5 protein-coding genes are annotated in these 6,631 nt (G+C 72.0%); 2 read left to right on the top strand and 3 right to left on the bottom strand.

What is annotated here, in order from left to right:
* Positions 1-287 precede the first annotated feature (287 nt).
* From QZ500_RS13310 to QZ500_RS13300, 3 genes are all read right to left on the bottom strand, one after another.
* Positions 288-1,154 carry a M23 family metallopeptidase gene (locus QZ500_RS13310; RefSeq protein WP_295855887.1) on the bottom strand — a complete coding sequence of 289 codons (867 nt, stop codon included), beginning with the start codon at positions 1,152-1,154 and terminating at the stop codon, positions 288-290.
* 191 nt (positions 1,155-1,345) lie between these two features.
* A complete protein-coding gene (locus tag QZ500_RS13305; protein WP_295855886.1) occupies positions 1,346-3,022 on the bottom strand; it encodes an FxLYD domain-containing protein in 1,677 nt (558 codons plus the stop codon).
* Positions 3,023-3,050: 28 nt separating this feature from the next.
* Positions 3,051-4,883 carry a glutamine--tRNA ligase/YqeY domain fusion protein gene (locus QZ500_RS13300; protein ID WP_295855885.1) on the bottom strand — a complete coding sequence of 611 codons (1,833 nt, stop codon included), beginning with the start codon at positions 4,881-4,883 and terminating at the stop codon, positions 3,051-3,053.
* A 218-nt stretch (positions 4,884-5,101) separates the two neighbouring features.
* Between QZ500_RS13300 and QZ500_RS13295 the strand changes: the two genes are divergently transcribed.
* A complete protein-coding gene (locus QZ500_RS13295; RefSeq protein WP_295855888.1) occupies positions 5,102-5,479 on the top strand; it encodes a hypothetical protein in 378 nt (125 codons plus the stop codon).
* A 329-nt stretch (positions 5,480-5,808) separates the two neighbouring features.
* On the top strand, positions 5,809-6,631 hold an 823-nt coding region (locus QZ500_RS13290), incomplete at its 3' end, for a lyase family protein (protein ID WP_295855884.1).

Below are 6,631 nucleotides of genomic sequence, written 5' to 3'. Positions count from 1 at the left end.
AGTCACGCCGGTCACGCCGTCGGCCTGTTCCCAGCTCAGCGTGGCGCTGTCGGGGGCGAGATCGACCTCGATCTGGCCCTTCGGGATTTCGAGCAGCGGGCCGTCGCCGGCGACATAGGTGACGAGTCCGGTCACGGTGGCGAATTGCGGCATGGTGGGTTCCTCCTGTGTTGCGGTATGCGGTGCGGCCCTTCGCGGCGCACGGCGGTATTACAAACCAGCCGCTCAGGGATGCCTGTCGGCGGAGAAGCCGAGACGTGGCGGTGCCCTCGGTCCCGCGGGCCGCCTCAGGCGTCGATGAACAGGGCCGGATCGACCATCGCACTGTTGAGCATCACCGACCAGTGCAGGTGCGGCCCGGTCGCGCGACCGGTCGCGCCCACTGCGCCCAGGCGGTCGCCGGCCTGCAGCCGGTCGCCGGTCTGCACATCGATGCGGCTCAGGTGGCAGACCATCGTCATCAGGCCGCCGCCGTGGTCGAGCCAGACGGTGCCGCCGTTGAAGAAGTAGTCGCCGGTGTCGACCACCCGGCCGGCCAGCGGCGCGAGGATCGGCGTGCCGGTCGGCGCGGCGATGTCCATGCCGCTGTGCGGGCTGCGCGCCTGGCCGTTGAAGACGCGGCGCAGGCCGAACGAGCTGGAGCGCCGGCCCGGCACCGGCACCCGCATCTGCAACCGCTCCGGCAGCGGTTCGCTGAAGGTCGCCATCACCTGCGCGAGGTGGGCGCGCTCCCGTTCGTAGCGGGCCTGGTTCTCGGGCGACAGATCGACGGTGCCGGGTGCCACCTGCAGCCGCTGCTCGACGTATTTCTTCGGCGCGATGCGGTAGCCGATGCGCTGCGCGGGACGGTCTGCCGTAGCGGCGACGGTGACGAAGGCCTCGCCGGGCGCAGCCGACAGCGGGATGCCGACCAGCGCGGTCCATTCGATCGGGTCGCCGATCACCAGCACCGGCAGGTCGCCGGTCCGGACCGCCGGCCGCGCTGTCGCGGGGCCGAGCGACAGCCGCGCGACGCCGCCGGGCACCGCCAGGGGCCGCGGCCAGACGCCGGTGTCGGTCGCCGCCTGCGCGGCTGCCCACGGGGCGAGCGCGAGCAGGGCAGCGCTGCGAAGCAAGGTTCTGCGCTGGTCAGAAGGCATGGGAGTCGGGTGCATGGAGCAATGGTAGGCGGTGAGAGGCGCATCATCGAGCACAACGGCTGTATGCGCAGGTGGGACATGCGCCATGCGCTATCGAACAAATAGCAGCGGGATATGGCGGCTTGCCTATACACAGCGGGCGGCGGGACGGGTTCCGCACCGAACCCGGGTCGCGCCCGACCGCACACGATGCCGCAGAGCCGCCTCTACGGCCCGATGTCGTAGTGCGTCTCCACCGTGGCGAACGGCGGGCCCTGCTGCTCGACCTCGACGCTGAACGGCTGGCTGTCGCCCGGTGCCAGCGCCGTCAGACCGGCCACGCGGGCGAAGCCGGTCAACTGTCCGGCACCGTCGCGCAGCCGGACCCAGACCTGCGGCGCTCGCACCACCCGGTCGCCGGGATTGCGGATCGTGCCGCTGACGGCGACCGCCTGGAAGACGAAGCGCTGACTGAAGTTGAGCAGGACCCGGCCGGTTTCGGCCCGGGTGCCGGTGACGGCGATCTCCAGCGGCGGCCGCGGGCCGGGCAACGCCAGGCGGCGGGATGGCTTCCACGTGACGCGCACGTCGTCGATCGGGCCGTTGCGCTCCCCTTCGATCCTCAGCGGAAAACGCTCGCCCGGGTACAGCAGCGCCGGCCCACGCAGACTCACCGCGCTCAGCGGGCGGCCGGCGTCGAACCGCTCCACCACCGCCACCGGCGCGACCGCGATCGTGTCGCTGCTGCGGTTGACCATCTCGGTCAGGTAGACGCGGTCGCGGGTGCGGGTGAAGGCGGGCACCAGCGGCGCGAGCACGAACTGGCGGCGGTCGAAGCGCTGGTCGTCGGTCGCGAGCAGGTCCTCGGCCGTCATGCGCAGCGCCGGGTCGACGGTCTCCGGCCCGGCCGCGGTGCGCACCACCCGGTCGGCCGAGACGATCGCGGTGCGGCCGCGGTCGGCATCGGCAAGGTGGTAGCCGATCCGGTAGTCCCAGGCCGCGACCGGCGTGCCGCCGCGGCCCCAGCGCTCGACCGGCAGGTTGACGAGGACCGCGCCGCCCGGCGGCAGATCGACCGGCACGACACCGGCATGGCCGAAGCCCGCCACCTCGCCCCGCGCGTCGTAGACCACGGCCAGCACGTCGAGCGCGGTGAGCGTCGCATCGCGGCGCGGATTGACGATGCGGCCCACCAGGCGCAGCGCCGGGCCTTCCTGCACCAGCCGCACCCGGTCGAATCGCAAGGCCGTCCCGTCGGTCGCGCGGTAGGGAACCCGCAGCATGCGCGGGGCGATCGCCTGGCGCACGGCCGGCCGGTCGCCGGCCGGCACGTCCACCAGCACCGGCGCGGACTCGCCCGGGGGCAGCAGGCGGATCGGCACCGTGCCGCCGGTCGCCGGCAGGCGCACGCCGGCGGCGTCCTGGAATACCGCTTCGAGCGCCGCATCCTCCAGCGCCTGCCCGGTGTCGTTCCGCACCGTTACCAGCAGCCGGGGCCGGGCGGTCGCGCCGGTGCCCGTCAGCACCTCGCGCGGCTCGGAGATACGCAGCTTCTCGGTCGGGATCGCGCGCGGTTGCAGCGCGGGATTGGGCCCCGCCGACCCCTGGCGCGCAGTCTGCACCCCGAGGACGACCGCCGTCGCCGCCAGCACTGCGGCCAGCACCAGCGCGCCGGCCGCGATGCCGCGCCGCAGCCGGCGCGACCGCGCTTGCTGGTCGGCCGCGATCCGCGCGGTGGCCGCCTGCTGGATCTGGTCGAGCATGCGGTCGAGCCGCTCGGCGACGTCGTCCTCGACCAGCGAGACCGAGCCGCAGTGGGAGCAGCGGTAGGTGTTCGGTCCGGTCCGCTCCAGCGCCGTGCTGCCGCATTCGCCGCATTGCAAGGTCTGGAGCCGGATGGTCATGTGTTCAGCCGGATCCGGCGGCGGGGCGTCAGCGTCCCCAGCCGTCGCGCATGCCGGCGGCACGGTTGTAGACCGGCGGGCCGCCCGCCGCGCCGGCCTTCGCATCGACCACGAAGTAGCCATGGCGCTCGAACTGGAAGGCGGCCCCGGCCGGCGCGCCGGCGAGCGAGGGCTCCAGCATCGCCTGGCAGATCTCCAGGCTGTCGGGATTGAGTTCGTCCAGCAACTCGCCGCTGCCGGGCTGCGCTGCGGCGAACAGCCGCTCGTACAGCCGCACCTCGGCCGGCACCGCGTCGGCCGCAGCGACCCAGGTGATGTTGCCCTTTACCTTGATCGCGTCGGCGCCGGGCGTGCCGCTCTTGGAATCGGGCACCAGCGTGGCCTGCACCTCGAGCAGCCGGCCATCGGCGTCGCGGGTGGCGCCGGTGCATTCGATGGTGTGGCCGTACTTCAGCCGCACCTTGTTGCCGGGGAACAGGCGGAAGAAGCCCTTGGGCGGCACGTCCTCGTAGTCGGTGCGCTCGATCCAGACCTCGCGGCCGATCTGGAACCGACGCTGGCCCTGCTCGGGGTGGTGCGGATGGACCGGCGCGCTGCAGGCGTCGAGCGCGTCGTCGCCGCCCATCAGGTCGCCCCAGTTGGTGATGACGAGCTTCACCGGATCGAGCACCGCCATCGCGCGCGGCACGACCGGGTCGAGCGTCTCGCGCAGCGCGGCCTCCAGCGCGGCGTATTCGGTCCAGCCGCCGCCCGACTTGGTGGTGCCGCTGCGTTCGCAGAACAGGCGCAGCGCCTCCGGCGTGTAGCCGCGGCGGCGCAGACCGGCGAGGGTCGGCATGCGCGGGTCGTCCCAGCCGTCGACGTGGCCGTCCTCCACCAGCTGGCGCAGCTTGCGCTTGCTGGTCAGCACATGGGTGACGTTGAGCCGCGCGAATTCGTACTGGCGCGGATGCGGCGAGGCGATCAGGCCACCTTCGGCCAGCCGGTCGAGCAGCCAGTCGTAGAACGGCCGCTGGTCTTCGAATTCGAGCGTGCAGATGCTGTGGGTGATCTGCTCCAGCGCGTCCTCGATCGGGTGGGCGAAGGTGTACATCGGGTAGATACACCAGGCGTCGCCGGTGTTGTGGTGCGTCGCCCGGCGGATCCGGTAGAGGGCCGGGTCGCGCATGTTGATGTTGGGGCTGGCCATGTCGATCTTCGCGCGCAGCACGGCGGCGCCGTCGGGCAGGGCGCCCGCCTTCATCTCGCGCAGCCGGGCCAGGTTCTCGGCGACGCTGCGGCTGCGGAACGGGCTGTCGGTGCCGGGCGTCGCGAAGTCGCCGCGGCTGGCGCGCATCTGCTCGGGCGTCTGCTCGTCCACATAGGCGAGGCCAGCCTCGACCAGGTATTCGGCGGCGCGGTACATGAAGCCGAAATAGTCGCTTGCGTAGTAGATGTGGTCCTGCGGCTCGGTCGGCCGGGCGGGGTCATCGGCGAGCTGCGTGTCGTAGCCCATCCAGCGCACCGCGTCGCGGATCGCGTCGACGTATTCCTGCTCTTCCTTCTCAGGGTTGGTGTCGTCGAAGCGCAGGTGGCAGACGCCGCCGTATTCCTTCGCCATCTCGAAGTTCAGCCAGATGCTCTTGGCGTGGCCGATGTGCAGGTAGCCGTTGGGCTCGGGCGGGAAGCGCATCCGCACCCGGGCCGGGTCGGCGATGCCGGCGGCGTGATGGGCGGCGTCGCCCGGGCTGCCGCCCCAGCGGCGGCCGTCGTAGGTCTGCCGGGCCAGATCGTTCTCGATCACATGGCGCAGGAAATTGCTGGGTTTCGCGGCATCTGCGGCACCGCTGGCGGCCGGCTTGGCCTGAATTGGGCTGGTCATCCGAGGATTCTAGGATGCGGGTTTACACCACGCTCCGGGGGCGGCGCCGCGCCGGCCGTGGGTTTCGCCCCACGGCGACCGGCCGCCGGTTACGGTTGGTTGCCACGCCGGTGGCCCTGTCTGCCATCCGGCGGACCTTCTCGCGCGTTGTGGAGTCGAAAGGGCAGGGGACCGCCGTGTCCCGCCCTCGTTCCAGAAGGAGATTCCACATGTTCCGCATGTACCGCACCGCCCGCATCGCCCTCGCCACGCTGGGCGTCGCCGCCACGCTCGGCTTCGCTTCCGCGGCCCACGCCCGCAGCGACATCTCGCTGTCGTTCGGCATCGGCACCCCCGGCGTGGTGCTGGGCGGCGCGCCCGCCTACTACCCGCCGGCCCCGGTGTACTACCCGCCGGCCCCGGCCTATGCGCCCCCGCCGGCCTACTACGGCCCTCCGCGCGCCTATTACGCACCGCCTCCGCCGCCGGTCTACGTGGCGCCGCGCCCGGTGTACTACAACGCGCCGCCGGTCTACGTGGCGCCCCGCGGCTACTACGGCGGCCCGCGCGGTTACTACGGCGGCCCGGGCTGGCGCCATGGCCACGGCTGGCGCTGAGTTGCTATCGATTCAGTAGCTGGGAGCGCCCGCTGGACGGGCGCTACAGTGCGAAATCGATTGAAGAAGGAGGGGAGGTGCAGCGATGCGTCTCCCCTTTTTCGTTGGGCGGGGTGAAATGGATGTTGGTTGCAGGTGCTGGTTTTCGCATGTACCCGTGTGAGGCCGGCGACGCGTGGTCCGTCCACGGCGGCGTTATCCTCGTCGGCCCTGCGCCGTGAGGGCGTTGCGTGGCGGGCGTTCCGCAGCATCGCGTCGCTTGCTATCCAATCCATAGCGCACAGCGCAGTCCCCATCTGCGCAAAGTCCCCCAAAGCATCACTTACCGCATGACGATCTTCGACGGCTTCCTGTCCACCCCTGAGGCGCTGGAAGCCTTCGGCGACCAGCGTTTCGTCGCCGCGATGTTGCGCTTCGAGGCCGCGCTCGCGCAGGCCCAGGCCCAGGTCGGCCTGATCCCCGAAGCCCATGCCCGCTCGATCGTCAACACCTGCAAGGTCGATCTTTTCGACGTTCCGCGGATCGTGCGCGACAGCGCGCGCGCCGGCAGCGTCGCGATCCCGCTGGTCAAGGCGCTCAAGGAAGCCGTCGGCCGCGTCGAGGCCGACGCGGTGGCCTCCACCCATGTCGGCAGCACCAGCCAGGACGTGATCGACACGGCGGCAGCCCTGGTCACCCGCCCGGTGCTCGACCGGATCGCTGCCGACGGCCGGCAGCTGGCCGCCGCGCTGCTCGACCTCGCCGAGCGCCATGCCGACACGCCGATCCTGGCGCGCACGCTCGGCCAGCCGGCCTCGGTCACCAGCTTCGGCTGGAAGTGCGCGCAGTGGGCCGCGCCGGTCGTGCGCAGCCTCCACCGGCTGGAGGCTGCATCGAAGGACGCGCTGGCGGTGCAGCTCGGCGGCGCGGTCGGCACCCAGGCGCAGATGCGCGGGCACGGCCCGGCGGTCGTCGCCCGGATGGCGGCCGAACTCGGTCTGGCCGCACCGGATGCGCCCTGGCACACCCAGCGCGACGCCTGGGTCGCGCTCGGCTGCGACATCGGCCTCCTGGTCGGCAGCCTGGGCAAGATCGCCCGCGACCTGTCGCTGATGGGCCAGTTCGAGGTCGGCGAGGTGGCCGAACCTTCCGAGCCCGGCCGCGGCGGATCGT

Source organism: uncultured Xylophilus sp., assembly GCA_913776965.1.
In the GTDB taxonomy this organism is placed as follows: Bacteria; Pseudomonadota; Gammaproteobacteria; order Burkholderiales; family Burkholderiaceae_C; genus Xylophilus.
The sequence above is the reverse complement of the archived record's forward strand: the minus strand, read 5'-3'. Positions and strand labels throughout refer to the sequence as shown.

What these genes read in the sequence shown, in the direction of transcription:
- QZ500_RS13305 (WP_295855886.1), bottom strand. Translation starts at nt 3,022, where the DNA reads ATGACCATCCGGCTCCAGACCTTGCAATGCGGCGAATGCGGCAGCACG.
- QZ500_RS13295 (WP_295855888.1), top strand. Translation starts at nt 5,102, where the DNA reads ATGTACCGCACCGCCCGCATCGCCCTCGCCACGCTGGGCGTCGCCGCC.
- QZ500_RS13310 (WP_295855887.1), bottom strand. Translation starts at nt 1,154, where the DNA reads ATGCACCCGACTCCCATGCCTTCTGACCAGCGCAGAACCTTGCTTCGC.
- QZ500_RS13300 (WP_295855885.1), bottom strand. Translation starts at nt 4,883, where the DNA reads ATGACCAGCCCAATTCAGGCCAAGCCGGCCGCCAGCGGTGCCGCAGAT.